Origin of the sequence: Citrobacter sp. wls716 (genome assembly GCF_005280975.1) — a bacterium.
In the GTDB taxonomy this organism is placed as follows: Bacteria; Pseudomonadota; Gammaproteobacteria; order Enterobacterales; family Enterobacteriaceae; genus Citrobacter; species Citrobacter youngae.
Map to the genome: position 1 here is coordinate 141296 of NZ_SZWX01000049.1, position 25976 is coordinate 167271.

Below are 25976 nucleotides of genomic sequence, written 5' to 3' on the forward strand. Positions count from 1 at the left end.
CTGGTAGACCAGGCGCTTAATGCAGTCCAAAAACATTCAACATGGTGGATAGCTTGGCACCTGTTTCACGCCACTCCGCAATCGGTGACGAGGCGGGCACAATGCCGGCTCCGGCGAAAAAACGTACCTGATTACGCAGCAGTTTCGCACAGCGGATCGTCACGACCCATTCGCCGTTGCCCTGCGAATCACACCAGCCAACAATGCCGCCGAAAAGTTCGCGATCGAACGGCTCCAGTTCGGCGATAAGTTTACGTGCGACCTGATGCGGGAAGCCACTTAGCGCCGGTGTTGGATGCAGCAGACAAGCCAGCGTCAGTGCGTTTTCCTGGGCATTGGCTTTACCTTCAAACGGGGTACCGAGATGCCAGAGCGTGGGCGTGGTGACCAGTTGCGGAGACGAAGGAAGTTGCAACTCACTGCTGCGATCGCGCAGAACCGCTTTCATCGCCTGGGTGACCAGTTCGTGTTCATGGCGATCTTTCTCGGAAGCTAACAGACGGATCCCAGCCTCCCGGTCCAGAACATCGTCCGGTTGGCGACGCGCAGATCCCGCCAGCGGCAGCGAACTGAAATGGTCGCCTTCTTTGCGTAACAGCAATTCCGGGCTGGCGCCGATCAGTACACCACCATCGTCGATGGGCACATGGAAGTTGTAGCTTGCCGGGTTTTGCGCTACCAGCCGCTCCAGCAGCGCACCACTGTCGATATTGGCGTCGGCGGTCACATCAATCAGGCGAGACAGCACCACTTTGTCGACTTCCGGGGTTGCCGTCAGCGCCGCTGCTCTGGCGACCATATCTTCGAAAAAATCCTGCTCAGGAATCGATTTACGCTCAACGACATTCAGCGACTGATGGGCAGTAAAGTAACGTGCTGATTGCTGCTTTGCCGTGCGTGAGAAGCTTTGCCATGATTTAGGAATAAACAGCGACGAGGGCTGGCGGGTGTCAAAAGGAATGGCCCCTACCATAATGGGGTTTGCGATGCCCTGCGATTTGGCCTGCACAAACAGTGCGTGCATTTTCTGTTGGAAAGGGCTGTCTGGTGAATCACCATCAATTGCCGGTTCCGCATAGCGGGCGAAGCATCCTGACGTCGTAAAACTACGATACGGCGACATAAAGAAAAAACTGTCGGGAGCGAGAGTTGCCATAGTCTGCGTTTTTTCCTCGGCCAGTGACGTGTCCATATCATCCTCCATAAAATGATAAAGGCTTTAATAATGATTATCATTTATATTTTCGGTCGCTAACCTAAAAGCAAAGCGTCAGTATGTCAACTCTTGTGGTAACACAATGTGCGACTTAGGCTTGCATCCCTGACGCGTAACAATGAAAATGAGAAGCATTAACCACGTTGATAACAGGAAGCTTATTTGTGAGATTTTCCGCGTTTTACCGCACTGCGCTGTTACTGGTTGGACTCGTTATTTCAGGAATTTCTTTAAGCCATGCCGCTGACTGGCCACGCCAGGTTACCGACAGCCGCGGCACGCACACGCTGGAACATAAGCCACTGCGCATTGTGTCCACCAGCGTCACGCTCACCGGTTCTCTGCTCGCTATTGATGCGCCTATCATTGCCAGCGGTGCCACGACACCGAATAACCGTATTGGTGATGCTCAGGGCTTTTTACGCCAGTGGAGCGACGTCGCCAAAGAACGCAAACTGAGCCGCCTGTATATTGGCGAGCCGAGCGCCGAAGCCGTTGCAGCACAAATGCCGGATCTGATTCTGGTCAGCGCCACCGGGGGAGATTCCGCGCTTGCACTGTACGATCAACTGTCCACCATAGCCCCTACGCTTATCATTAATTACGACGACAAAAGCTGGCAGTCACTGCTGACACAATTAGGTGAAATCACCGGGCAGGAGCAACAGGCAGCGGCGCGTATTGCTGAGTTTGATAAGCAACTGCTCGCGGTAAAGCAACGTATCACCCTGCCGCCACAGCCAGTCAGTGCGCTGGTGTATACCGCAGCCGCACACAGCTCCAACCTGTGGACGCCGGAGTCCGCGCAAGGCAAGCTGATGGAACAGCTCGGTTTCACGCTGGCACCACTACCTGCCGGACTACATACCAGCCAGAGCCAGGGTAAACGTCACGATATTATCCAGCTTGGTGGTGAAAACCTGGCGGCGGGTCTGAATGGCGAAGCGCTGTTCCTGTTTGCAGGCGACAGCAAAGATGCCGATGCGATTTACGCTAATCCACTGCTGGCGCATCTGCCTGCTGTGCAAAACAAACGCGTTTATGCGCTGGGCACGGAAACCTTCCGTCTCGACTACTACAGCGCAACGCTGCTGCTGCAACGTCTGTCGGCTCTGTTTTAATGGTCAGTGCCGGATGCGGCTAACGCCTTATCCGGCCTACAATCCGTAGAGCATAACGCGATCAGACATTCACGGGAACTTGCCGGAATCGGCGCACTTCTCCCAACAACAGCAGCAGTAAAAGACCGACAATCACCAACCCAAACCCACTGACGCTTGCCGAGGCCGCAGGCGTCATCATCGCCCCCAGCCCCCCTAACAGCGCCGCGCCAATCGCATCGCCGGTGACGTTCTGTGCGGTCCACAAACCGTTAATTCGCCCGAGCATCGCTTCCGGCGTCTGCGTCTGTAACAGGGTGTACTGCAACAAAGAACTGACCGCACTCAGCCAGCCAAACAGCGCCAGACAAACCACACCAAGCTGCCAGACCGGCATCAAGCCAAACAGACCGATAGCCAGGAAAGAGGCCACAGTTGATGCCAGCATAATCAGACCCGGACGCACGCTGTGTGCCAGTTGCCCACTGGTTAAAGCCCCGATGGCCGCGCCCAGGGGAATAGCCGCATACAGTAACCCAATCTGTGCGCTCGACATCTGCCAGTTTATCGCCAGTGCCGGATACAGCACGCGCACGGCGCTCGCCATGGTTAACAGACCGCCAAGCAGCGCAATGCCGCCAATCAGCGGGCTGGCAAGCAGAAAGCGAAATGCTGCCAGCAGCGATTTCAGAGGATGCTCGCGCGGCTGCGGCGGAGGCGGTAACGCGGGAAGGCTCAACAACGGCAGCAAGGTAATAAATGTACCCGCCGCCGCCAGGCCGTAGTTCCAGGCCACGCCACCGGTCGCCAGCAACACCCCACCAAGCATTGGCGAAATCACCGATCCCAGACGCACAGTCAGCATGGTAATCGCCCCGGCCTGCATCAGATTTTCACGCCCGACCAGCGCCGGCGTCGCCGCCAGCAACGCAGTGACACCCAGCGAGGCGAAAAAGCCATCCCATAAACCAAGAATATAGATAGCCAGCAACGACGGTTCGGGCAGCAACGCGTTCAGACACAGGCCAATAAAACCGATCCCACAGGTTCCGCGAGCCAGCAGGATCACCTTTTTGCGCTCATAGCGATCGGCCAGTACGCCGCCCACCATCAGACCAATAAACATGGCGCTCCCGGTCAGCGTAACCGACAAACCGACCTGCCAGGTCGACTGCGTCATCATCTGGATCTGTACCGGGACCGCAACCCCCAATAGCCCCAGAGAGACAATGGAAATAAAACGGGCGAGGAAGACGGCGCGAAATGCAGGATGGGTCTTTAACAGGCTGAGATTAAGCAGCCAGGATTGTCGATTCATTACAGAGCCTTACCAGGTACTTTTTCAATATCCATTCAATGGCTGCACATGCTAACATATCCAAATAAGATCGATAACGATAATTACTATCATTATCAGGGAAGTTGATATGTCATGCTCTATTTCCGTGACACGCGCCTTCGCCGTGCCCGGACTGTTGTTACTACTTGTTCTCACCACGGCATTAAGTCTGGTTATTGGCGCAAAGTCGCTGCCCACCTCCGTGGTATTTGATGCACTCACCGGCAGTTGTCAAAGCGCCGATTGCACCATCGTGCTGGATGCGCGACTCCCGCGTACGCTGGCAGGGCTCCTCGCAGGTGGTGCACTGGGCCTGGCGGGTGCGCTGATGCAAACGCTCACGCGAAACCCTCTCGCCGATCCCGGTATTCTGGGCGTCAACTCTGGTGCCAGCTTTGCTATTGTGCTGGGTGCCGCGCTGTTCGGCTTCTCCTCTGCGCAAGAACAACTGCTGATGGCTTTTGCCGGTGCGCTGGTCGCGTCGCTGATCGTGGCATTTACCGGCAGTCAGGGCGGTGGACAGCTCAGCCCGGTACGTCTGACATTGGCCGGTGTTGCGCTGGGTGCTGTTCTGGAAGGATTATCCACAGGCATCGCCCTGCTCAACCCGGACGTCTACGACCAGTTGCGTTTCTGGCAAGCCGGTTCACTGGATATCCGCAGCCTGCAGACGCTGAAAGTCGTGCTGATCCCGGTCCTGATTGCCGGTGCTGTCGCGCTGTTCCTCAGCCGTGCTCTGAATAGCCTCAGTCTGGGAAGCGACACCGCAACGGCGTTGGGGAGCAAAGTTGCGCGTACCCAGTTTATTGGCCTGTTGGTGATTACCGTACTGTGCGGAAGTGCGACCGCCATCGTCGGCCCTATCGCCTTTATCGGCCTGATGATGCCGCATATGGCACGCTGGCTGGTGGGCGCAGATCATCGCTGGTCGCTGCCCGTCACTCTGCTGGCCACCCCTTCTCTGCTGTTGATTGCCGATATCATCGGTCGTCTGATTGTGCCCGGCGAGCTGCGCGTCTCGGTCGTCAGCGCGTTTATCGGCGCGCCGGTTCTCATCGTCCTGGTACGCCGTAAACAGCGCGGAGGTGGCGCATGATGCACCTCTCCCGTCGCCTGATTGTCAGTTGTCTGCTGCTGGTCGTCGGTTGCCTGGCCGTTGGATTGTGGAGCCTGCGTAGCGGTGCCGTTATGCTCGAGACCCCGCAAATTATTGCCGCCCTGTTCGGTGATGCACCGCGTAGCATTACTCTGGTGGTGACCGAGTGGCGATTACCACGCGTGTTGATGGCGCTGCTGATTGGCGCGGCGCTGGGCGTTAGCGGCGCGATATTCCAGTCATTGATGCGTAACCCGCTGGGTAGCCCGGACGTGATGGGCTTCAATACCGGTGCCTGGAGCGGCGTACTGGTGGCAATGGTGCTGTTTGGTCAGCATCTTACCGCCATCGCGCTGGCGGCAATGCTCGGTGGGATCCTGACTTCTCTGGTGGTCTGGGCGCTGGCCTGGCGCAACGGCATCGACACCTTCCGGCTGATCATCATCGGGATCGGCATTCGCGCTATGCTGGTGGCCTTCAACACCTGGCTGCTGCTGAAGGCGTCCTTAGAAACCGCGCTGACCGCCGGGCTGTGGAACGCCGGATCGCTCAACGGTCTGACCTGGGCGAAGACCTGGCCTTCTGCGCCGCTAATTATCGTGATGCTGGGGTGCGCCGCGCTGTTGGTACGCCGCCTGCGTTTACTGGAAATGGGTGATGACAGCGCCTGCGCGCTTGGAGTCAGAGTAGAGCGTTCACGTTTAATGATGATGCTGGTCGCCGTTGTGCTGACCGCCGCCGCCACCGCACTGGCAGGACCTATCTCGTTTATTGCCCTGGTTGCCCCACACATCGCGCGTCGGCTTAGCGGCACGGCACGTTGGGGATTAACGCAGTCGGCGCTGTGCGGCGCCCTGCTACTGCTGATGGCCGATTTATGCGCTCAGCAGCTATTTATGCCTTATCAGCTTCCGGTTGGCGTTGTCACCGTAAGCCTCGGCGGTATTTACCTTATCGTCTTGTTAATTCAGGAGTCCCGCAAAAAATGACCGAATCAGTAGCCCGTTTGCGTGGCGACCAGTTAACGCTGGGTTATGGCAAGTTTACCGTGGCAGAAGACCTTAATGTCTCGATCCCCGATGGTCACTTCACTGCCATTATTGGCCCCAACGGTTGTGGAAAGTCCACGCTGCTACGTACATTGAGTCGTCTGATGACGCCCGCGCACGGCAAAGTCTGGCTCGATGGCGAACATATTCAACATTACCCCAGTAAAGAGGTCGCACGCAGAATTGGTCTGCTGGCGCAAAATGCCACCACGCCGGGCGATATTACCGTGCAGGAGCTGGTTGCTCGTGGGCGTTATCCACATCAACCTTTATTTACCCGCTGGCGTAAAGAAGATGAAATCGCGGTAACCCACGCGATGCAGGCCACGGGGATCACGCATCTGGCGGCGCAAAGTGTGGATACCCTCTCCGGCGGTCAACGCCAACGCGCGTGGATAGCGATGGTGCTGGCACAAGAAACGTCGATTATGCTGCTCGACGAACCGACCACCTGGCTGGATATCAGCCATCAGATTGATCTGCTGGAGCTGTTGAGTGAGCTAAACCGGGAGAAAGGTTACACGCTGGCCGCCGTTCTGCACGACCTGAATCAGGCGTGTCGCTATGCCACCCATCTGATTGCACTTCGTGATGGAAAGATCGTCGCCGAGGGTGCGCCGAAAGAGATTGTCACGGCAGAGCTCATTGAAAAAATCTATGGGCTACGGTGTATGATTATCGACGATCCGGTTGCCGGAACGCCGTTAGTGGTTCCGTTAGGACGCACTGCAAACAGGTAAATCGCGCCACCTCCGCAGAGGTCGTTGAGCAAGTCACGCATGACTGGCCCAATCTTCTCGAAAGCCATTGGCGTAATGATATCAACGTGCGCGCAGTCCTGGCGATAAATATCCAGACTGGAAATCCACGGCGACCAACTGCGTTCCGGGCTGACTCCTGGCGGTAACGTGCGTTCAGCAACAAACAGCGTCGCGTGTCCCGCAAAAGGTACGCTATGTGCCGTACTCAGCAGTCGAACCGCATCGGCGTAGTTACCTTCAATGGCGCTAAACAATGCGTCGGATGCATTGCCCTGCTGAGCAGTCAGAAACGCCTCCCGCTCACGATCAATTTCCGCCAACACTTCCGGGTCGAGTCCATTGGCCTCTTTTTCCGACCAATTTTGCGTTTCCGGCGGCCAGGTATCCAGCAGGCCGAGAAACGCGACCGTTTCTCCACGCGAGTGTAATCGGGCAGCAATGCCCTGCGCCAGCGTACCGCCCAACGAGTACCCAATCAGATAATAAGGTCCATGAGGTTGCTGACGAAGTAACGTTGCCAGGTGCTGTTCGCACACCGCATCCAGGTTTTCTGCTGTCTGCATCGGGCCATCCGGTCGCGGTGACTGGATACCCATAATCGACCACTGTGGAGGAAGATAGCGTGACAACACGCTAAACTGCCAGGCGAAACCCGATGCCGGATGGAAGCAGAACAACACAGGACCATCGCTTTCACGCAGCGGCAGCAGCGTTTCAAATCCCAGCCGTTGCGACTGCTCGTCATCATTGCTATCCAGCAATGCGCTGAGCTGTTCGACGGTCGAGGCCACCATAATCTGCCCAGGCGTTACCTGGCGCGCAAAAATGCGGCTCAACTGCGCGGCCAGCTTCATCGCCAGCAGCGAATGCCCGCCAAGCGCAAAGAAATCCGCTTCAACATCATTGACCTCGCAGCCCAGCAAGGCCGTGAACGCCTGAGCAATAGTGGTTTCAGTCCCTGCTCGCGGCGCCCGCCCTTCCTGACGTGACGTCAGTTGTGGCATTGGTAACGCTTTACGATCCAGCTTGCCGTTGGCGCTGAGCGGGAGCTCCGCCAGTTGCAGCAGCACTGTCGGTACCATATGTGCAGGCAGGGTTGCGCGCAGACTCTCGCGCAATGCCGAAATATCCAGCGGTAAACCCGATTGTGACACCAGATAGCCCACTAACTGGCGCGCATCGCCGCCTGTCGCTACCGCCTGATTGAATACGCAGGCATGGGCAACAGCATGCTCCACATCTGGTAGTTGCTGCATCACCCGATCAATCTCGCCCAGTTCAATACGCTGCCCACGAATTTTTAGCTGGTCATCACTGCGCCCAAGATATTCCACCGCACCATTTTCCAGCCAGCGCGCCACGTCTCCGGTACGATACATACGTTCGCCTGGGCTAAAGGGATCGGCAACAAAACGGCTCGCCGTCAGATCCGGACGCCCCAGATAACCTTGCGCCAGTTGGATCCCCGTCAGGTACAGGTCACCGGCGACACCAATGGGCACTGGACGCATCATGGCATCGAGGATCCGCAAACCGGTGTTCCAGACCGGATAGCCGATGGGTACGCTGTTGCCGGTTACGGCAGCGAGCTCCTCACCCCAGGCTGGATACCAGCTTACATCTACCGCCGCCTCGGTTGGCCCATACAAATTGTGCAGCGGCGCGTGGGTCAGTTGCTCCCATTCGCGGCACAATTCTGCCGGCAGCGCTTCACCGCTACAAAACACCTGTTTCAACGTGGAGCAGCTTTCCCGCGCCGTTTCTGGCGTCATTGAGCTCACAAATGCCGCCAGCATCGACGGTACAAAGTGCGTTGTCGTCACCCCAAACGTCGCGAAGAACTGTTGCATCGCCAGCGGGTCACGATGTGCCTCTGGTTCAGCCATCACCAGTTTTGCGCCGGCAATGAAAGGCCAGAAAAATTCCCAGACCGAAACATCAAAACTGCATGGCGTTTTTTGCGCCACCACATCGTCGGCCGTCAGCGGATAGTGATTCTGCATCCATAGCAGACGGTTAACGATTGCGGTTTGCCCCACCATCACTCCTTTTGGTCTGCCCGTCGATCCGGAGGTGAAGATGATATAGGCCGTATGATTTGGTCGTGATAAAGCGAATGGTGTGTCATCTTGCTCTGGCAGCGGAGCGGTGTAGCACAGGCTTTCCAGCCCAGGAATACCGCTAAAACGAATCCGTTGTTCATCAGTGGTGATAAGCAACGTAGGTTTGGCGTCTTCCAGCATCATCCGCAGACGATCGTCCGGATATCCGGTATCCAGCGGTAACCAGGCTGCCCCCGCTTCGACAATGCCGTGCAGCGCCAGCGTCAGGAAAACGGAGCGCGGTAAGGCAACCGCCACGCTGTCCCCCGGGCGCACACCGCGTTCGCGCAGCAGTTTTGCCAGTGCCACCACCTGCTGACGCATTTCGCGATAGCTAAACTGATAGCGGGCATCGGCCAGCGCCGGGGCATCCGGTGTTTTATCGGCCTGTTGCGCCACCAGCGCGCTCAGCGTAGTGGACGGGATCTCCACGCTCGTGTCGTTAATCTTCGCCAGCCGCTCATGTTCTGTCGGTAACAACATTTCGGCGTCGCCGCAGCATAGCGATGGATTGTCGGCAAACTGCTCGATAAGCGCGATTAAACGCGAGGCATGCTGCGCCAACGTAGCGGCGTCATATCGCTGCTTATTCGCCAGAATTTCAATGCTCAGCCCACCGTTTTCATCCGGGAACAGCGCCAGCTCCAGATCGTTCACCGGTCCTGTCGCCAGCGTATGGGTGTGCGCCTGTACGCCGGGAATATTCAGCTGATAATCGAATATTTTCACGTTCAGTACCGGGCCAAACAGTGGCTCAGCCCCGGCCGCACGCCCGCTGTCACGGACAATTTGTTCGGCATCATAGCGCTGATGTCGGCGCATTTTCTTCATCTGCCCGGCCAGCCGTTGCGCAAGCGCAGGGAGACTTTCTGCTGCATCAAGTCTCACGCCAAAGGGCAGGACATTTAACACCGGTCCGGTAGCGGTAAGCGCAGTTGATCCCATACGGCGCATAAAGATAAACCCGGCAGCATAGTCCATTCGGCTGCATAAACGACCGAGCCACAATGCAACCAGCGCCAGCGCCAGATCCGCACGCTGAACATCTGGCATACGTGACGCAAGCTGGCGGAATGAACCTTCAGGTGCAGTTAACTTCATGCGAATAATATCCGCGCTGGCTGAGCGACCTGGCAGCGGTTTGTTCGACAATGAAGCCGGCGGCGGCAGTTGTTGGCGTTGCTCAGCCCAGAATGCGCTATCACGTTGCCAGGCATCGCTTTGACGATACTGTTGATACTCTTCCACGACCTCGGCAAACGGCGTAAATGGCGAGGCTGGCGTGGATTCACCGCGCAGCCACGCTGTGTAAATTGCAGCAATCTGGCGGGTAATAGCCGGGAAACTAAAGCCATCAACCAGTAAGTGATGATAGCGCTGATACCAGTACCAGCGTTTATCTCCCACCTGAATGAGCAGATGGAAGACCAGCGGCTTGCCACCGTCAGCGCGCAGATCCTGTTGCAGATCCGCCCGCATCAACGCACGTGCCGCCTCGTGCGGACTGGATTCATTGCGTAAATCGAGAATGTCAGGTTCAGCAAAGGTGAGCGTAGGATCAACCCATTGCCAGATTTCACCGTTATCCTCAGTGAACTGCATCCGCAGGGTATCCGCATGCTCCAGACCGGCCACGACTGCCTTTGCCAGCAGTGGTGCATTCAGTTCACCGGTTAATTCGACATAGTGTGCAACGCTCCACGCCGAGGGCAATGTGGAGAGCTTTTCTGCCATCCAGATCCCCGGCTGGGCCGCAACTAAAGGTAAGCGCTGAGTCATTGCGCCTCCTGTACATCGACATAGTTCGCTGGCGTCAGCGTGGTCCAGTTCGCATCCAGCCATTGCTGGCAGACTTCCTGCGACTGCGGTTCGCACACAACCGTCCAGCCAGCAGGAAGTGAGCACTGCTGAGGCCAAAGGCTGAATTGACGTTGTGGGTTTTGCAGAATGTAAAACTGTCCCTGCGGGTTATCGAAGGGGTTACTGAATTCCATACTCAACTCCTGTCGTGGAACATCGTCCGGTTAAAGCGTGTCGGTGAGCGGTTGCCAGAGCGTCATCAGCCCTTGCATTAAGCCGCCGCGCCAGCAAAGCGCATCATGACCACCCTCAACCTGACGCCAGAAAATAGACTGTGGTGCAGAGGGAAATTGGGCGAATAGCGCCTGATTAGCACGAAAAATAATCGGCTCGCGGGTCCCGGCTTCCAGCACAATACGTAGACCCTGAACGCTTACCGTTCCGGCCTTCAGTTGTTCAATAATCACGCCATCCTGATGACCACCGCGATGCGGCCACCAATAAGATCCGGACTGACTGAGTACGCAGCCAAACCGTTCCGGCCAGTTCAGTCCAGCATACAGCGAAGCCAAACCGCCAAAACTTTGCCCGGCAACCACCGTACGCTGCGGGTCATCGGTGAATGGCGTCGTGGTTTTGACCAGCGGCAATAATTCCTGCTGAACTGCCAGCCAAAAATCAGCGTTACACGGCAACTCATGGCTGCGATGCGGCGTATCAATGGCATCAATCAGGAGATATACCGCGGGAGGAAGCTGGCCACGATGAGTGAGTGAGGTCAGCGCAGGCCAGACAGGCAGACTGTGTGCCCAAAATTGTCCGTCCAGCAGAATAGCCAGGGGACGTTCTTGCGGGTTGGCTTCACCGGTGGTGAAAATCCACACCCGGCGCATATTACCCAACCGATCGCTGTGCCATTGCAGGCATACTGCGGGCGAGTCGGGATTTTCAGGGCGATCCCATCCAGGCTGTACGGGAGCATCTGGCATCTCCAGCGCGGACACCGCATGCCCCCGGCCCCCTTTCCAGCTTTGAGTATTGAGAGGATCCGCAATAGCCTGTGGCAGCAGTTGTCGCCAGCCTTCGCGTAGCACATTGCGATCGGGTGTTTCACCCGGTGCCAGTGAGGCAAAAATATCGTTTCGATCGGAGGGGATAAAACAGTAACTGCCGCGCCAGTTAGCGCTCAGGGAAATGCTCCAGCACCAAACATTTGTTCCATCAATGCGTTGCATCGACTGAGGTACGGCATTTTGATGATGATCGGTGACGCCGGTGATATAGACCCACACGCGACGAATGGCGGACTCTTTTTCCGTTCCCTGCGGGTCACGCCACCAGAACGTTACCCGATAATTTCCGTTGTCTTCACGCTCCCACTCCGGGCCTTTTTTCGACTGCCACCACGCCTCGCTTCCCATCATTAACGTCGTCACCGCCATAACCCCATGTTTATTGTGAAATTTTATATCTGAGCGTGAAATATATTGATAATATTATTGATAACTATTTGCATTTGCAATAGCGTATTGACGCGCTGTGGGAAGCGCGCACAGTTTTTCACCACTTATAAACCGACCTGGCGCTGCGTACTTTTTCTGGAACGGAGGGGTTTACGCAGATGCGGGCGACATCAGGCCTGGTGCCCAAAACGGCACACGGGTACTCGTGGCTAAAAGAAAGCAGGACATACAATGAACAACAAGATTCATTCACTGGCCTTATTGGTCAATTTAGGGATTTACGGGGTAGCCCTGCCCGCGATGGCAGAAGATAAAACCGATAGCGCCGCCGTCTCTCATGAAGACACCATCGTCGTCACCGCCGCTCAGCAGAACCTGCAGGCTCCAGGCGTTTCGACCATCACCGCAGATGAAATCCGTAAGAACCCTCCGGCTCGCGACGTGTCGGAAATCATCCGTACCATGCCAGGCGTTAACCTGACCGGTAACTCAACCAGCGGTCAACGTGGCAACAACCGTCAGATAGACATTCGCGGCATGGGCCCGGAAAACACCCTGATTCTGATCGACGGCAAGCCGGTCACCAGCCGCAACTCTGTGCGTCAGGGCTGGCGCGGCGAGCGTGATACCCGTGGTGATACCGCCTGGGTGCCGCCGGAAATGATCGAGCGTATTGAAGTGCTGCGCGGCCCAGCCGCGGCACGCTACGGTAACGGTGCTGCGGGTGGCGTGGTGAATATCATCACCAAAAAAGGCAGCAGTGAATGGCACGGCTCCTGGGATACCTATTTCAATGCCCCGGAACACAAAGACGAAGGTTCGACCAAACGCACCAACTTTAGCCTGAACGGCCCAATGGGCGGAGATTTCAGCTTCCGTCTGTACGGTAATCTCGATAAAACCCAGGCCGACGCATGGGACATCAACCAGGGTCATCAGTCAGAACGTACCGGCACATATTCAAATACCTTACCCGCCGGTCGTGAAGGGGTGATCAACAAAGACATCAACGGTATTGTGCGTTGGGATTTTGCCCCACTTCAGTCACTGGAACTGGAAGCGGGTTATAGCCGCCAGGGCAACCTGTACGCAGGTGACACGCAAAATACCAACACTAACCAGTTGGTGAAAGATAACTACGGTAAAGAAACTAACCGTCTGTACCGTCAGAACTACTCGCTGACCTGGAACGGCGGCTGGGATAATGGTGTCACCACCAGCAACTGGGTGCAGTACGAACATACGCGGAACTCTCGCACGCCGGAAGGTCTGGCCGGTGGAACAGAGGGGATCTTCGACCCGACTGCTTCACAAAAATATGTCGATGCCGACCTGAATGACGTCATGCTGCACAGTGAGATCAGCATTCCGTTGGATCTACTGGTCAATCAAAACCTGACGCTGGGTACTGAATGGAACCAGCAGCGCATGAAGGACATGTTGTCTAACTCGCAGACCTTTATGGGCGGTAATATTCCAGGCTACAGCAGCACCGATCGCAGCCCATATTCGAAAGCCGAGATCTTCTCTTTGTTTGCCGAAAACAACATGGAGCTGACCGATAGCACCATGCTGACACCGGGTCTGCGTTTCGACCACCACAGCATTGTGGGCGACAACTGGAGCCCGTCGTTGAACCTGTCTCAAGGTTTGGGCGACGACTTTACGCTGAAAATGGGTATCGCGCGCGCCTATAAAGCACCAAGCCTGTACCAACTCAACCCGAATTACATTCTGTACAGTAAAGGCCAGGGCTGCTATGCCACCGGTTCTGCCAGCGGTATTGGCTGCTACATGATGGGTAACGATGACCTGAAAGCTGAAACCAGCATCAACAAAGAGATTGGTCTCGAGTTCAAACGTGATGGCTGGCTGGCTGGCGTCACCTGGTTCCGCAACGATTACCGAAACAAGATTGAAGCGGGTACGGTACCGTTTGACAGAACCTCTATCAGCAAGAAAAACGCTACAACGGGCAAGACTACAACAACCTACACCGATATCTATCAGTGGGAAAACATTCCTAAAGCGGTGGTGGAAGGCCTGGAAGGAACGTTGAACGTGCCGGTTAGCGAAACCGTTACCTGGACCAACAACATCACCTACATGCTGCAAAGCAAGAATAAAGAGACTGGCGAACGTCTGTCGATTATTCCTGAGTACACGCTGAACTCAACATTGAGCTGGCAGGCGCGTGAAGATCTGTCACTGCAATCCACCTTTACCTGGTACGGCAAACAGCAGCCGAAGAAATACGATTACCAGGGTAAACCGGTAACCGGCAGCTCGGCACAAGAAGTGAGTCCGTACAGCATCGTCGGCCTGAGCGCGACCTGGGACGTGACCAAAAACGTCAGCCTGACCGGCGGCGTGGATAACGTCTTTGACAAACGTCTGTGGCGTGAAGGCAATGCCCAGACCACTGGCGATATCGTTACCGGTAATTATATGGCGGGCGCTGGCGCGTACACCTATAACGAACCGGGTCGTACGTGGTTCATGAGCGTGAATACACACTTCTGATAGCGTTGTTCCCTCTCCTCCCGGTGGGGAGAGGGAAACGATACAAAATCATGCGTACAACACACACATCGTTGCCTTTCGCAGACTATTCGCTGCAGATCATCGAATTTGATCCCAACAGCTTTCACGAGCACGATCTGCTCTGGCTCCCTCACCATGCCCAGCTAACCGCTGGCGCACGTAAACGTAAAGCAGAGCACCTGGCAGGACGTATCGCCGCAATACATGCTTTACGTGAATACGGTATCAAAACGGTGCCCGGCATCGGCGAGCAGCGACAACCGCTGTGGCCACATGGCCTCTTTGGCAGTATCAGTCATAGCGCGACAACGGCACTGGCTGTCGTCTCACGCCACCCCGTCGGACTGGATATTGAGGCTATTTTTTCGCCGCAGGTCGCAGCTGAGCTGGCTGACAGCATTATAGACAACACTGAGAGAAAGGTTTTGCTTCATGCGTCACTCCCCTTTCCACTTGCCTTAACCCTGGCCTTCAGCGCCAAAGAGAGTCTGTATAAGGCGTTTTCAGCGCACTTGACGCACCTTCCGGGCTTCTCCAGCGCCAACGTTATCGCTCTCACCACGACGCAGATCACCTTGCAAATCACGCCGTCATTTTCGCAAAGCCTCGCCGGGCTGAGCGTTAACGTTAGCTGGTTTCAGCGTGAAGAAAACATCATTACCCTATGCCCGGCCCCGCCATCATACTCGCCAGCCTTTTCTGTTTGAGTGGTCAGGGAAAACGCACTATGCCGGTTGAAACGCCGCCAGCGATCGGCGTTGTCGCCCTTTTTCATCAAAGTTATCCGCTGCCAGCCAACGCTGCAAAACAGCGTCACACTGTGACCACTCATCGTCAATCATTGATAGCCAGTCGCTGTCGCGATTACGGCCCTTGCGCACCATCTTTTGGCGAAAGCGCCCTTCATGGATAAACCCTAAACGCTCCGCCGCACGTCGGGATGCGATGTTCAGGGAATCACATTTCCACTCCACGCGGCGATAGCCCAGCGCAAACGCCTGGCGCAGCAACAGCCAGACGGTTTCAGTACCCAGCACCGTATTCTTCATTCGTGGCGACCAGGTCACATGGCCTATCTCGACCGAGCCATTTACAAGGTCGATCGCCATAAATGAGACTAACCCCACGGCGCGCCCGGATTGTAAATCAATCACCGCATAGGGAACCAAAGTGGCATCCGTTGATTTACCCGTGACCCAGCGCACGGCCTCCTCTACGCTCGCCGGACGCGTGCTGGCAAGCCAGGTCCAGTCACGTTCGTCAGGTGCCTGCGCGTAGGCGTCAAACAAATCGGCGGCATGGCGGTCAGCATTCAGGGGCTCCAGACGGCAATATTGTCCGATAAGCACACTCCGTGGCAGCGCAGTTGCGCCATTCCAGTCCGGCAGGGCATCTCCCACCGTCTGCCCATACAGATTTATCTCTGGCACTGTTCAACCCCTGTTATGCAAGCAAAAACCAATTTATAGCACCCGCCATTTCACCTTCAAAGCACTGGTCAGGGATTTCTCACGCGGAACAGAAAATCGCCGCCCTTCTATACTGATTAAAAATCAACGCTCAGGGGAACACTATGTCACTTCCCGATTTTCATGTCTCAGACCCCTTTACGTTAGGTATTGAACTGGAAATGCAGGTAATCAATCCTCCGGGCTACGATCTGAGTCAGGACGCGTCCAGGTTGATTGACGCCGTGAAGTCAGAACTCACTGTCGGCGAGGTGAAGCACGATATCACCGAAAGTATGCTGGAAATGGCGACCGGGGTGTGTTGCGATGTTGACCAGGCGGCCGCGCAGTTTTCCACCATACAACACCTTGTATTGCGCGCAGCCCAAACGCTTCACCTCGAAATCTGCGGTGGTGGTACGCACCCATTTCAGACATGGCAGCGTCAGGAAGTGTGTGATGACGAACGCTATCGGCGGAACCTGGAGAACTTCGGCTACCTTATTCAGCAGGCAACGGTTTTCGGTCAGCATGTTCATATCGGTTGTGCCAACGGTGACGATGCGATTTACCTGCTGCACGGCCTGTCGCGATTTGTCCCCCACTTTATTGCGCTCTCTGCGGCCTCACCCTATATGCAGGCTGCCGATACACGCTTTGCCTGCGCACGGCTGAACATTTTCTCCGGATTTCCCGATAATGGCCCGATGCCGTGGGTGAGCAACTGGCAGGAATTTACCAGGCTCTTTCGCCGACTGGCGTATACCAGCATGATTGACAGCATTAAAGATTTGCACTGGGACATCCGCCCCAGTCCGCATTTTGGCACGGTAGAGGTACGGGTGATGGACACCCCGTTGACCCTTGAGCACGCCCTCAACATAGCCGGGCTAATTCAGGCTACCGCCCACTGGTTACTCACCGAACGGCCATTCAGGCATCAGGAAAATGATTATCTGTTGTACAAGTTCAACCGTTTTCAGGCCTGTCGTTTTGGTATGGAAGGAATTCTCACCGACGTGAATACCGGGGATCACCACTGCCTGGCGGATGACACGCTACGCTTACTGAACACTGTCGCTGCGTCGGCTGAAAAAGTGGGGGCAGCGAGTGCCGTTCACACCTTACATCAGCAGGTGAAAAAGGGTCACAATGAGGTACGGCACATGCGTGATTTTGTGGCAAACGGTGGCTCGCTGAGTGGACTGGTGAAAAAACACTGTGAGATCTGGGCGGGGCATTAAGCGCGACGTTTGCGTTAACCAACGAGATCCCGGACAATGGCTTTTTAACTCAAGTTTAACAATGCCATGAAACACCCGCTTGAATCACTGATGACCGCCGCCGGGATACTGCTGTTGGCTCTGCTTTCCTGCCTGCTGCTGCCCGCCCCTTCGCTTGGCCTGGTGTTGGCGCAAAAGTTAGTCACAACCTTTCATTTAATGGATCTTAATCAGTTTTATACTTTGTTGTTTTGTCTGTGGTTCTTGCTTCTCGGGGTGATTGAATATTTTGTACTGCGCTTCATCTGGCGGCGTTGGTTCTCGCTGGCAGAATAGACCCGCGAGAACCCGTATACCGTTAATGTGTGCGGCTGTGATTTTCTTTACGATACGCCCCAGGCGGCTGGCTAAACGTACGGGTAAAAATACGCGTGAAAGTCTGCTGCGAATCGAAGCCATACTTCAGACAGATATCGTAAACTTTTTGGTCGGTATCTCGCAGATCACGTGCCGCTAATAATAGCTTACGTTCACGGATATAACGCCCGAGGCTCTCGCCTTTGTACTGCAGAAAAAGGCGTTGCAGATGCCATTTTGAATACCCCGCATGGCGCGCAATATCATCAATGCGCAAGGGTTGGTTCAAATTATCATCAATCCATTCAACAATCGTATCAATTACCTGAGCAGAAATCGTCATCATGCTCTCCCCTCTGTTCATTGCGTTGCCTGCTGCCACCAGGCCGTAAACTGTTGGTCCGGTTCGGACAGTGCTACCGGCTCACCCAGCATCGGCGTCAGCAATCGGTAATGTTGGCGGCGACTGGCAAGTGCCAGTCTTTTGTAGGGATCATCCCAGGTGTGTTTTGCCAGAACGAAGCGACCCGCATGTCCGGGTAATACCGCTTTCGCGTGGAGATCGGCCGCGGCCTGGGCGGTTTCTTCCGGCATCATATGAATGAACTTCCAGTCCTGGTCATACTGACCATTTTCCATGATTGCCAAATCGACCTTGCCAAACTGCTCGCCAATCGCTTTAAAATGCGGCCCGTAGCCGGAGTCACCGCTGTAGTAAACGTTCTGTTCCGGCGTTTCAAACATGAAACTGGCCCACAGCGTTTGGTTACGTTTAATCCCCCGGCCAGAAAAATGGCGGGCCGGCAGGACATGGACGATCAGCGAGTCCGTCACTTTGACGGATTGATTCCAGTCACGTTCCTCAATAATCTCGCTGTTCATTCCCCAGTAACGCAGGTGCGATCCCACGCCAAGTGGCGTAATCACGCGCTTAATCTTCGGCATCAGGGCCTTGATGGTGGCGAGATCCAGATGGTCATAATGATCATGCGAGATAATAAGAAGATCGATCTCCGGCATCGTCTGCGCGGTCCACGGATACTCACCAGCAAAAGCTTTATTCAGGAATGAAAACGGTGCGGCATAATTGCTCAACACCGGATCAATAAGAATACGCTGGCCCGCCAACTGTAAATACCACGAGGAATGTCCCAGCCAGACAAGGGTATCCTGCTCTGGCGATAAACTGGCGAGATCGGTCGCAACCAGTGGTAACGGCTGCGCGGGTCGCGCGTTTTCTCGCTTCGCGATCAGAAACTCCCACCAGGCCGCCAGCATACCTTTGTTGCCGGTATAGCCCGGGGTCGGGACCTGATTATGAAACTGTCCATCACGATAGTGTGGCGACTGTTCAACCTGACTCAGTTGTGCTCCTTGCGGCGCCTGACCAAATCCGGCATTGAGGACAAACGGTAAACTTGCTGCTGCGGCAATGAGCATAATAACAACCACACAAACTGTGAGACGCTTCATATCCTGACCTTAAACGCGCCCCCTTTCCGCTGGGTTGCGCGACTGACTCTTGATTATGAGTGAGTAAGCACTCATTATAGAAATCGAAAGTTTGTCGTCAAGATGATTTTCAATCTTTGACATTCGCCGTTGCGGTGCTGCAAAGGCCGTGATTCAATCCTATTTTTTTACAGACTTAGGGGTAAAGTGTAGTGGCTCGTCCGAAGAGTGAAGACAAAAAACAGGCATTACTGGAAGCTGCAACCGCAGCATTTGCACAATCAGGCATTGCGGCCTCTACCGCCGTAATTGCCCGCAATGCAGGTGTGGCAGAGGGAACATTGTTTCGCTATTTCGCAACAAAAGATGATCTGATCAACGAGCTTTACCTCCATTTAAAGCAAGACCTCTGCCAGTCAATGATGGCAAATCTGGATCGCTCAGTGACCGATGCCAAAACCATGACTCACTACATCTGGAACAGCTACATCAGTTGGGGTCTGGACCATACTTGTGGACATCGCACTATCCGCCAACTGGCCGTCAGCGAAAAGATCAGCAAAGAAACCGAACTGCAGGCTGATGATATGTTCCCGGAACTGCGCGATTTATGTCATCGTTCCGTTCGCCCTGAATTTATGTCTGACGAATATCGTGCCTTCGGTGATGGGCTTTTTCTTTCACTGGCAGAAACAACCATGGAATTTGCCGCCCGCGATCCTGCCCGCGCGAATGAATATATTTCGATGGGGTTTGAGGCCATGTGGCGCGCACTGACCCGCGAGGAAAAATAATGGACGGCCAAACGCTGCATGCTTGTGCTAAACGTATTGCGCTCGAACTGCCTTTTACTGAGCAATGCTGGCCGTTCGGCCCGGAATACGATGTCTTCAAAGTCGGCGGTAAGATTTTTATGATTGTCTCAGAGCAGCGCGGTCGTCCGTTGGTTAATTTGAAATCAGACCCACAAAAATCACTGCTGAATCAGCAGATTTACCGCAGTATCGAACCGGGCTATCACATGAATAAAAAGCACTGGATATCCGTCTACCCCGGCGATGATATTAGCGAGTCATTACTGACTGACCTGGTGAACGACTCATGGCATCGGGTGGTAGACGGCCTGCCTAAGCGGGATCAAAAACGCCTGCGGCCTGGCTGATTTATCGTTAGCGTCGATAAGTGTTTTTGCATTTTTCGGTCTTATCATTTTCCCGCTAACCCTGTACCCTGCTGAAACAAAACGTACCCGCAGGGTATAAAAAACCACCAGGAGTAGTTATGGATATTGTTTCTGTCGCCTTAAAACGTTACTCCACTAAGGCATTCGATCCGACTAAAAAACTGACCGCTGAGCAGGCCGAAAAATTAAAAACGCTGCTGCAATTTAGCCCATCCAGCACCAACTCTCAGCCGTGGCATTTTATCGTTGCCAGCACTGATGAAGGTAAAGCGCGGGTGGCTAAATCCGCAGCCGGTGGCTTTGTGTTCAACGAACGTAAAATGCTGGATGCTTCCCACGTCGTGGTGTTCTGCGCCAAAACGGCGATGGACGATGCGTGGCTGGAGCGCGTGGTGGATCAAGAAGAGAGCGATGGCCGCTTCGCCACCCCTGAAGCTAAAGCTGCAAACCACAAAGGCCGTACCTTCTTTGCTGATATGCATCGCAAAGAACTGAAAGATGACAACCACTGGATGGCAAAACAGGTATACCTGAACGTCGGTAACTTCCTGCTGGGCGTTGCAGCAATGGGTCTGGATGCAGTGCCGATTGAAGGCTTTGATGCGGCAGTGATGGATGCAGAGTTTGGTCTGAAAGAAAAGGGTTACACCAGCGTTGTCGTGGTCCCGGTGGGTCATCACAGCGTAGAAGACTTCAACGCCGCCCTGCCAAAATCACGTCTGCCGCAAGAAACGACGCTGACAGAAGTCTGATCCCCACATTTGCATAAGCTCCACACAGCGGTCATCATAGACCGCTGTTTATTAAGGAGACATTATGCAGGAATTGATATCTCAGGTAGAAGAACTCGGCATTGAAATAAATCACACCACCTCGCTGGTGATGATTTTTGGCATTATTTTTATCACCGCCATTATTGTTCACGTTATTTTGCACTGGGTGGTATTACGCGCATTTGAAAAACGTGCCAGCACCAGTTCCCGTCTGTGGTTGCAAATTATCACGCAGAACAAATTATTCCACCGTCTGGCGTTTACGCTACAAGGTATCATCGTCAATATACAGGCCACACTCTGGCTACAAAAAGGCAGTGAAGCGGCAGATATATTAGTGACTTGCGCACAGCTGTGGATCATGATGTACGCCCTGCTGTCCCTGTTTTCTCTGCTGGACGTTATTCTCAACCTGTCGCAAAAACTCCCTGCCGCATCCCAGTTACCCTTGAAAGGTATATTTCAAGGTATCAAACTGATTGCCGCCATCCTCGTCGGGATCCTGATGATTTCCCTGCTGATAGGCCAATCGCCGGCAATACTGATAAGCGGTCTGGGTGCCATGGCAGCCGTATTAATGCTGGTGTTTAAAGACCCGATTCTCGGTCTGGTGGCCGGAATACAGCTTTCAGCCAACGATATGCTCAAGCTTGGTGACTGGCTGGAAATGCCGAAATACGGCGCAGATGGTGCGGTTATTGATATTGGCTTAACCACCGTAAAAGTGCGCAACTGGGATAACACTATCACCACTATCCCCACCTGGTCGCTGGTATCAGACTCGTTTAAAAACTGGAGCGGGATGTCGGCTTCCGGTGGTCGGAGGATTAAACGCAGCATCAGCATCGATGCCACCAGCATTCATTTTCTTGATGAAGATGAACGCCAGCGATTGCATAAAGCACACCTGCTGAAACCGTATTTGACCACGCGTCACCAGGAAATCAGCGAGTGGAACCAGCAATTAGATGCGCCTGAGTCTGTATTGAATCATCGCCAGATGACCAATATCGGCACCTTCCGCGCTTATCTGAACGAATATTTACGCCACCACCCGCGTATTCGCAAAGATATGACATTAATGGTGCGCCAACTTGCACCAGATGACCACGGTTTACCGATTGAAATTTATGCGTTTACCAATACGGTGGTGTGGCTGGAATATGAAAGTATTCAGGCTGATATCTTCGACCATATTTTTGCCGTCGTCGAAGAGTTTGGTTTACGCATTCATCAATCCCCTACCGGAAATGATATTCGCGCCCTGGCAGGTGTCTTTCAGCGTTAATCGGTAGCATGAAGAAAGGACCGATCTCATCACCAGGATGAGATCGGTTAGATATTAGCGGGACTTGCGACGCAGCAGTTTGAAGGCCACGAACAGGAACAGGATCCACACCGGCAGCAGGATAGCGGACAGGCGCATATCATCCATGGTGCACATCAGCACCAGAATCATACCAAGGAAGGCGATGCACACGTAGTTACCCGCCGGATACAACAACGCTTTAAACTGAGTATCACGCCCCTTACGACGCATTGCCGCCCGGAAACGCAGGTGCGCCAGACAGATCATAATCCAGTTCAATAGCAGCGTCGCAACCACCAGCGCCATCAACAGGCTGAAGGCTTTTTGCGGCAACACATAGTTGATCAGCACCACCAGCGACGTAATCGCGCCGGACAGAATCAATGAGTTTACCGGTACGCCACGACGGCTGACTCGGGTTAAGAACTTCGGTGCATTTCCCTGTACCGACAGACCAAACAGCATACGGCTGTTAGAGTAGACGCCACTGTTATACACCGACAGCGAAGCCACCAGGATGACAAAGTTCAGCGCAGAAGCCACCACGTTGCTGTCAAGATTATGGAAAATCATCACAAACGGGCTGCTGTTGGATTTCACTTCCACCCACGGATACAGCGCCAACAGCACCACCAATGAGCCGATGTAAAACAGCAAAATACGATACACCACCTGGTTTACCGCTTTCGGGATACTTTTTTGCGGATCCTGCGCTTCGGCAGCGGTAATTCCGATCAGTTCCAGACCACCAAACGAGAACATAATCACCGCCAACGACAGGATCAGTCCATTCCAGCCAGTCGCGAAAAAGCCGTTATAACGCCAGAGGTTATCGATGCTTGCATGTTCGCCACCGTTGCCGGAAACCAGCATCCAGATACCAAAGCCAATCATGCCGATAATCGCCAGGACTTTGATCAGCGCAAACCAAAATTCCGTTTCGCCATACAGACGCACGTTGACCAGGTTGACCGCATTGATAATCACGAAGAAAGCCGCAGCCCAAATCCAGGTTGGGACATCAGGCAGCCAGTACTGCATATAAATTCCGGCTGCGGTGAGTTCTGCCATGCCAACCAGCACAAACATCACCCAGTAGTTCCAGCCAGACAAGAAACCCGCGAACGGACCCCAGTATTTATAGGCAAAGTGGGCAAACGATCCGGAAACGGGTTCTTCAACCACCATTTCGCCCAGCTGACGCATGATCAGAAACGCGATAATCCCGGCAACACCGTAACCGAGTAATACAGCAGGTCCCGCCATCTGAATAGCCGGGCCGATTCCCAGAAACAAGCCTGTACCAATTGCGCCGCCCAGCGCAATTAACTGAATATGGCGGTTTTGCAACCCCCGCTGAAGCGTCGGTTCATTCGTCGACGCGGCATCAGACACGCTGGTGTCAGATGCAGTTGACGCGTTTTTCACGCCCTACCCCTGTGTGGTTTTTATTGAAGGGGCTTCTTTTAACATTTCAACCTGGTTGTCGCAAGGCGCAATCGTTTGGATACGCCGGGCATCCTTGCCCAACGCACCGAGGCCCAGGAAAAAAATCAGAAGTCGTAACTGACGGAAACCTTCAGCGTGCGTGGCTCGCCCTGGAACAGATAAGTCCCGGTATCATCAATACCTGACCAGTAATTCTCGTTGGTGACGTTATCGACCCCTGCACGCAAAATCATCTGGTTCTGATTTTGATTGAGTGACATACGGTAACGCACACCTAAATCCAGTGTGGTAAAACTGTCGAGTTTCTTGGTATTTGCCGCGTTGGCATACTGAGCGCCAGAATGGTTCAGCCGTGCCGTCGCGGTGAGTCCTTCAACAGGTTTAATATCATATTCAGCCCCCAGCACCGCATAGAAGTCCGGTACGCCGATTGCCGTCTTACCGTTGTTGACACCGTTTTGATTTTTACTGAGCGTCGCATCCAGCCACGTTGCACTGGCGTTCAGCCGCAGCCCTAACACCGGTTCACCAAAAACATTCAGCTCCACGCCACGATTACGCTGCTCACCGTTGATTGCGTAATACCGGGTCTGGCTATCCAACTGCGCAACCGGCATTTTGATTTCAAACAGCGCCAGTGAACCGCCTACACGCCCAAAGTCTGTTTTGACCCCAACCTCATTCTGTTTTGCATGGATGATTCCGGTGCTTTGACCGTAGTTCACCGCACTGCTTGGCGCGGTGCTGCCAGGCTGTAGCGATTCGGTATGATTCGCATAAAGAGAAAGTTCCTGCCACGGCTTATATACGACACCGTACGTCGGCATCCAGCGGCTGTCATCAAAACTGTTCTTAACGTTTTCAGCGCCTGTTTCTTTGTTGTAATCACGTACCACGACCTTTTGGTGGCGGGCACCGACGGTAAACAGAAGCTGATCATCAAGCACGCCCAACGTATCGCTGAGTAACCACCCCTGGCTACGCGTACGTCCACTGGTTAACGGATCGCTGTAGTTACCTCCCGTCGCCGTCACCGCTGGTTTTGCTACAGCTTGCGTATCGTAGATATTGACGTCCGGACGTGCGGCACGTGACCCCATGCGCCAGGCGATTTTGTCTTCTTTAGTGACGGCGGAATAGCCTACATTAACCTTATGTGACACAAAACCCGTATCAAAATTCCCGCGCAGCCCTGCCATCCCGCTGAACGCATCAATAATACGATTGGTATCAAGGCGTCCGGCTTTGGCGTCACCGGCCTGGTTGTATATTTCCGGGGCACTGTACAAACCAATTTCATGCGCGTGCTGCGCACCTAAACCAGCGTAAGCGGTCCAGTTATCGGTCAGATCATATTCCGTGCGCGCCATTCCGAACTCATTTTCAATATCGCTATAACCCCATCTCTGGCTATAGTTGTGCGTATTTTTCGGCAGATCGGGGACAAATGGTACATAGTAGACATTGATCCCCATGTTACCGCCGTGAAACGTCTTTTTTTGATACCCGACGTCTAATGAACTGCGGAAACGGTCGCCACGGTAATCCAGTCCCAGCGATGCCAGCGTGGTACGACGTTTATCGTCGTCAACCGCCCCCTCCCCTTCACGATGCAACAGATTCACACGGGCACCGACCTGGTTATTGTCACCAAAACGACGTCCGGCATCGAGCGACGTTCCCACCTGTGAGTCACTGGTGTAGTCCATACCAAGGCGTGTGATCGGCGTATCGTCTGCATGCTTGGGTTCAAGATTAATCATTCCGCCAACGCCGCTACCGGCCGCGCCATTGAGCAATCCATTCGCGCCTTTAAAGATTTCAACGCGATCGATCATCTGCGTATCCACCACCTGGCGCGGCAGCACACCGGATAATCCACCAAAGGTCATATCATCGCCGTCAAGTTTCAGACCGCGAATACGGTATGTCTCTGCGTAGTTACCGTAGCCTTGCACCGCCTGCACGCTCGCGTCATTGGCGACAACATCGGCTACGGTCTTAGCTTGCTGATCTTCGACCAGTTTTGAGGTGTAGCTTATAACGTTAAATGGCACATCCATGGCATTTTGCTGACCAAGCATCCCCAGCCTGCCGCCATTGGCGACCTGGCCGTCGAGGAAAGCAGGCAGTAACGTATCGCCACCGGGTTTAAAATCACGTCCCTCTGCAGCCTGTACGACAATGGTATCTTCCGCTTCTGTCGGGGTTTCAGCAGCATTCACCGTGCCGGAAAGCGCGCCAATAGTAGCGGCCAGCACAGTTTTTCTCATTAATTGTGCGTATGTTTTAGTCTTGTCCATAGCCATGCC

At 54.3% G+C, this 25976-nt stretch carries 21 protein-coding genes and 1 pseudogene; 12 read left to right on the plus strand and 10 right to left on the minus strand.

Going from position 1 to position 25976, the window contains the following annotated elements; genetic code table 11:
• Positions 1-16 precede the first annotated feature (16 nt).
• A complete protein-coding gene (entC, locus tag FDX24_RS17040) occupies positions 17-1192 on the minus strand; it encodes an isochorismate synthase EntC (protein WP_137364652.1) in 1176 nt (391 codons plus the stop codon).
• A 188-nt stretch (positions 1193-1380) separates the two neighbouring features.
• Here entC and fepB point away from each other — a divergent pair, with 188 nt between their 5' ends.
• On the plus strand, positions 1381-2337 hold the full coding sequence (gene fepB / locus FDX24_RS17045; protein ID WP_137364653.1) for a Fe2+-enterobactin ABC transporter substrate-binding protein: 957 nt from the start codon (positions 1381-1383) through the stop codon (positions 2335-2337).
• A gap of 61 nt (positions 2338-2398) precedes the next feature.
• On the opposite strand, the gene entS is transcribed toward fepB, so the two are convergent.
• On the minus strand, positions 2399-3634 hold the full coding sequence (gene entS / locus FDX24_RS17050) for an enterobactin transporter EntS (RefSeq protein WP_137364654.1): 1236 nt from the start codon (positions 3632-3634) through the stop codon (positions 2399-2401).
• A gap of 109 nt (positions 3635-3743) precedes the next feature.
• On the opposite strand from entS, the gene fepD reads away from it, so the two are divergent.
• Genes fepD through fepC form a run of 3 tightly spaced genes read left to right on the plus strand, consistent with a single transcriptional unit; the run spans position 3744 to position 6540 of the window.
• A complete protein-coding gene (fepD, locus tag FDX24_RS17055) occupies positions 3744-4751 on the plus strand; it encodes a Fe(3+)-siderophore ABC transporter permease (protein WP_137364655.1) in 1008 nt (335 codons plus the stop codon).
• Positions 4748-5740, plus strand: a complete 993-nt coding sequence (gene fepG, locus FDX24_RS17060; RefSeq protein ID WP_170973079.1) for an iron-enterobactin ABC transporter permease — start codon at positions 4748-4750, stop codon at positions 5738-5740. The genes fepD and fepG overlap by 4 nt, the downstream gene beginning before the upstream one ends.
• The gene (fepC, locus tag FDX24_RS17065) at positions 5737-6540 is read left to right on the plus strand and encodes an iron-enterobactin ABC transporter ATP-binding protein (protein WP_137364656.1); all 804 of its coding nucleotides are present in this window, start codon (positions 5737-5739) and stop codon (positions 6538-6540) included. Before fepG ends, fepC begins: the two co-directional genes overlap by 4 nt.
• 23 nt (positions 6541-6563) lie before the next feature.
• Here the strand turns inward: fepC and entF are convergent.
• The 3 genes and pseudogenes from entF to fes form a co-directional block, all read right to left on the minus strand.
• Positions 6564-10442 (minus strand): annotated as a pseudogene (gene entF / locus FDX24_RS17070) (enterobactin non-ribosomal peptide synthetase EntF); the annotation flags it as partial.
• Positions 10439-10657, minus strand: a complete 219-nt coding sequence (locus tag FDX24_RS17075) for an MbtH family protein (RefSeq protein WP_061067489.1) — start codon at positions 10655-10657, stop codon at positions 10439-10441. The gene FDX24_RS17075 and the pseudogene entF, both read right to left, overlap by 4 nt.
• 30 nt (positions 10658-10687) lie before the next feature.
• Positions 10688-11905, minus strand: a complete 1218-nt coding sequence (gene fes, locus FDX24_RS17080; RefSeq protein WP_137364657.1) for an enterochelin esterase — start codon at positions 11903-11905, stop codon at positions 10688-10690.
• A gap of 252 nt (positions 11906-12157) precedes the next feature.
• Between fes and FDX24_RS17085 the strand changes: the two genes are divergently transcribed.
• Together FDX24_RS17085 and entD are read left to right on the plus strand one after the other, a co-directional pair.
• Positions 12158-14449 carry a TonB-dependent siderophore receptor gene (locus FDX24_RS17085; protein WP_061067488.1) on the plus strand — a complete coding sequence of 764 codons (2292 nt, stop codon included), beginning with the start codon at positions 12158-12160 and terminating at the stop codon, positions 14447-14449.
• A gap of 50 nt (positions 14450-14499) precedes the next feature.
• Positions 14500-15177 carry an enterobactin synthase subunit EntD gene (gene entD, locus FDX24_RS17090; protein ID WP_137364658.1) on the plus strand — a complete coding sequence of 226 codons (678 nt, stop codon included), beginning with the start codon at positions 14500-14502 and terminating at the stop codon, positions 15175-15177.
• Between the two features lie 18 nt (positions 15178-15195).
• Here the strand turns inward: entD and FDX24_RS17095 are convergent, their stop codons facing one another.
• On the minus strand, positions 15196-15900 hold the full coding sequence (locus FDX24_RS17095) for a GNAT family N-acetyltransferase (protein ID WP_137364659.1): 705 nt from the start codon (positions 15898-15900) through the stop codon (positions 15196-15198).
• 143 nt (positions 15901-16043) lie between these two features.
• On the opposite strand from FDX24_RS17095, the gene FDX24_RS17100 reads away from it, so the two are divergent.
• Together FDX24_RS17100 and FDX24_RS17105 are read left to right on the plus strand one after the other, a co-directional pair.
• Complete coding sequence (locus tag FDX24_RS17100) at positions 16044-17162, plus strand: YbdK family carboxylate-amine ligase (RefSeq protein WP_048212346.1); 1119 nt, start codon at positions 16044-16046, stop codon at positions 17160-17162.
• A 66-nt stretch (positions 17163-17228) separates the two neighbouring features.
• Positions 17229-17477: a DUF1158 family protein gene (locus tag FDX24_RS17105; protein WP_005122002.1), complete on the plus strand. Its 249-nt coding sequence runs from the start codon at positions 17229-17231 to the stop codon at positions 17475-17477.
• A gap of 22 nt (positions 17478-17499) precedes the next feature.
• Here FDX24_RS17105 and FDX24_RS17110 read toward each other — a convergent pair whose 3' ends face one another.
• The gene (locus FDX24_RS17110; protein WP_005122005.1) at positions 17500-17841 is read right to left on the minus strand and encodes a RamA family antibiotic efflux transcriptional regulator; all 342 of its coding nucleotides are present in this window, start codon (positions 17839-17841) and stop codon (positions 17500-17502) included.
• 17 nt (positions 17842-17858) lie between these two features.
• Positions 17859-18971 carry an MBL fold metallo-hydrolase gene (locus tag FDX24_RS17115; protein WP_061067480.1) on the minus strand — a complete coding sequence of 371 codons (1113 nt, stop codon included), beginning with the start codon at positions 18969-18971 and terminating at the stop codon, positions 17859-17861.
• A 191-nt stretch (positions 18972-19162) separates the two neighbouring features.
• Here FDX24_RS17115 and FDX24_RS17120 point away from each other — a divergent pair, with 191 nt between their 5' ends.
• The 4 genes from FDX24_RS17120 (at position 19163) to FDX24_RS17135 (ending at position 22194) form a co-directional block, all read left to right on the plus strand.
• A complete protein-coding gene (locus tag FDX24_RS17120; protein WP_137364660.1) occupies positions 19163-19744 on the plus strand; it encodes a TetR/AcrR family transcriptional regulator in 582 nt (193 codons plus the stop codon).
• Entirely contained in the window at positions 19744-20112 is a 369-nt protein-coding gene (locus FDX24_RS17125) for an MmcQ/YjbR family DNA-binding protein (RefSeq protein ID WP_048212349.1), read from the plus strand. Before FDX24_RS17120 ends, FDX24_RS17125 begins: the two co-directional genes overlap by 1 nt.
• A gap of 119 nt (positions 20113-20231) precedes the next feature.
• On the plus strand, positions 20232-20885 hold the full coding sequence (nfsB, locus tag FDX24_RS17130; RefSeq protein WP_137364661.1) for an oxygen-insensitive NAD(P)H nitroreductase: 654 nt from the start codon (positions 20232-20234) through the stop codon (positions 20883-20885).
• Between the two features lie 64 nt (positions 20886-20949).
• On the plus strand, positions 20950-22194 hold the full coding sequence (locus FDX24_RS17135; RefSeq protein ID WP_061067478.1) for a mechanosensitive ion channel family protein: 1245 nt from the start codon (positions 20950-20952) through the stop codon (positions 22192-22194).
• Positions 22195-22248: 54 nt separating this feature from the next.
• On the opposite strand, the gene pheP is transcribed toward FDX24_RS17135, so the two are convergent.
• Positions 22249-23643 (minus strand): phenylalanine transporter, encoded by a 1395-nt coding sequence (gene pheP, locus FDX24_RS17140; protein WP_061067477.1) that lies wholly within the window; start codon positions 23641-23643, stop codon positions 22249-22251.
• A gap of 125 nt (positions 23644-23768) precedes the next feature.
• Positions 23769-25967, minus strand: coding sequence for a TonB-dependent siderophore receptor (locus FDX24_RS17145; RefSeq protein ID WP_061067476.1), 2199 nt, complete (start codon positions 25965-25967; stop codon positions 23769-23771).
• Positions 25968-25976: the final 9 nt, after the last annotated feature.